Source organism: Paradesulfitobacterium ferrireducens (assembly GCF_017310645.1).
Taxonomy (GTDB): domain Bacteria; phylum Bacillota; class Desulfitobacteriia; order Desulfitobacteriales; family Desulfitobacteriaceae; genus Paradesulfitobacterium; species Paradesulfitobacterium ferrireducens.
Genome location: NZ_JAFLRH010000032.1, coordinates 1 through 2,115 on the forward strand (window position 1 = coordinate 1; position 2,115 = coordinate 2,115).

Annotated in this window: 2 protein-coding genes; both read left to right on the top strand. The window is 56.1% G+C overall.

Annotated features, from left to right (window positions below):
• Positions 1–1,698, top strand: a 1,698-nt coding sequence (gene iorA, locus J0X21_RS11285; RefSeq protein WP_206812315.1) for an indolepyruvate ferredoxin oxidoreductase subunit alpha, incomplete at its 5' end; no start/stop codon positions are given.
• On the top strand, positions 1,698–2,115 hold a 418-nt coding region (locus tag J0X21_RS11290), incomplete at its 3' end, for an indolepyruvate oxidoreductase subunit beta (protein ID WP_206812316.1). The genes iorA and J0X21_RS11290, both read left to right, overlap by 1 nt.

The window sequence follows — 2,115 nt, forward strand, 5'->3', positions numbered from 1 at the left end:
ATTGCCCGCGGTGCCTATGAGTACGGCGTGCGCGTCGCCGCCGCCTACCCCGGCACCCCCAGCACGGAAATCCTCGAAAACCTTGCCAAATATCCGGAGATTTACAGCCAGTGGTCTCCCAACGAAAAAGTCGCCATGGAAGTGGGGGTCGGAGCCGCTATCGGCGGGGCCCGCACCTTGGTCACCATGAAAATGGTCGGAGTCAATGTCGCCGCCGACCCGCTCTTTACCGTCGCCTACACCGGAGTCCGCTCCGGGCTTATCTTAGTCTCGGCCGACGACCCGGGCATGCACTCTTCGCAAAACGAGCAGGACAACCGCTACTATGCTGCCTTTGCCAAGATCCCCATGCTTGAGCCCTCGGATTCCCAGGAAGCCAAAGACATGGTCGGGCTCGCTTTAACCATTTCGGAAACCTTCGACACCCCGGTCATGATCCGCACCACCACCCGCATCGCCCACTCGCAAAGCTTAGTCGAGTTAAACGATCCTGGGGACCGGCCCTTAAAAGCCTACGAAAAAGACGCCAAGAAATACGTCATGATCCCGGCCTATGGCCGCGCCCGCCGGCTCGTGGTCGAAGAGCGCATGCATAAACTGGCCGAGTATGCCGAAAGCGTCAGCGTCAACCGCATCGACATGAATGATCCGAAAATCGGTGTCATCACCTCCGGCATCGCGTACCAATATGTCAAAGAAGGGTTGCCCAAGGCCTCCGTCTTAAAGCTCGGGCTTACCCACCCCCTGCCGGCTAAACTCATCCAAGACTTTGCATCCAAAGTCGAAAAGCTCTATGTCGTAGAAGAACTCGAACCTTATCTCGAAAAAGAAATCCGGGCTTTAGGAATTGACGTCACCGGCAAAGAACTCTTCCCGCCTTACGGAGAACTCTCCGCCAAAATGGTCCGGGAAAAAATTCTAGGCCAAAACCCGGGAACCGTCCTTCCCTTTGAAGCCCCCGTGCGCCCGCCGGTCATGTGCCCGGGCTGCCCGCACCGCGGCCTCTTCTACACCTTAAAACAACTCAAGCTCACCGTCGCCGGGGACATCGGCTGCTACACCTTAGGCACCATGGCTCCCTTAGAAGCCATGGACACCTGCATCTGCATGGGAGCATCCATCTCCGGGGCCTTAGGCTTAGAAAAAGCCCACCCGGACCTGGCGGAAAAACTCGTCTCCGTCATCGGGGACTCCACCTTCCTCCACTCCGGCGTCACCGGGCTCATGGATGTCGTCTATAACGGCGGTAACTCCACCGTCATCATCTTGGACAACTCCATCACCGCCATGACCGGACACCAGGAAAACCCCGCCACCGGGAAAACCCTCATGGGAAATCCGGCTCCCAAAGTCGACTTTGTCGCCCTGGCCAAAGCCTTAGGCATCAAGCGGGTCACGGAAGTCGATCCCTTTGACTTAGACAAAGTAAAAGAAGTGGTCAAAACCGAAGTCGCCGCCAAAGAACCTTCCGTCATCATTACGAGAAGACCGTGCGCCCTCATCGTCAAAACCACGGAACCGCCGGTTGAAGTTCAGAACTGCACCGGCTGCAAAATGTGCATGAAGCTCGGCTGCCCGGCCTTATCTTTTGACGAAGACAAGAAAACCGCCGTCGTTGACCCATCCCTTTGCAACGGCTGCGGCCTCTGCCTGAACGTCTGCAAATTCGATGCCCTGAGAAAGGGAGGTGCCAACTAATGCAAAGCTTAAACATTCTCTTAGTCGGAGTTGGCGGTCAGGGAACCATCCTTGCTTCCAAAATCTTAACCCACGCCGCCCTCGCTCAAGGGTATACGGTCAAAATGTCTGAAATCCACGGCATGGCCCAACGCGGCGGCTCGGTCGTCACCCAAGTCCGCTTGGGTAAAGACGTCTACTCCCCGGTCATTGACGAAGGAGAAGCAGACATCATCATCGCCTTTGAACAGCTGGAAGCTTACCGCTGGGCCCACTTCTTAAAAGAAGGCGGAGTCTTGATCGTGAACACCCAGAAAATCTCCCCGCTTCCGGTGTTAATCGGAGCGGCCAAATACCCGGATAAGATTCTGAAAGACTTAAAAGAAAAAGTAAAACGCTTTGTCGAACTGGACGGACAGGGTCTGGCAGCCGAAGCCG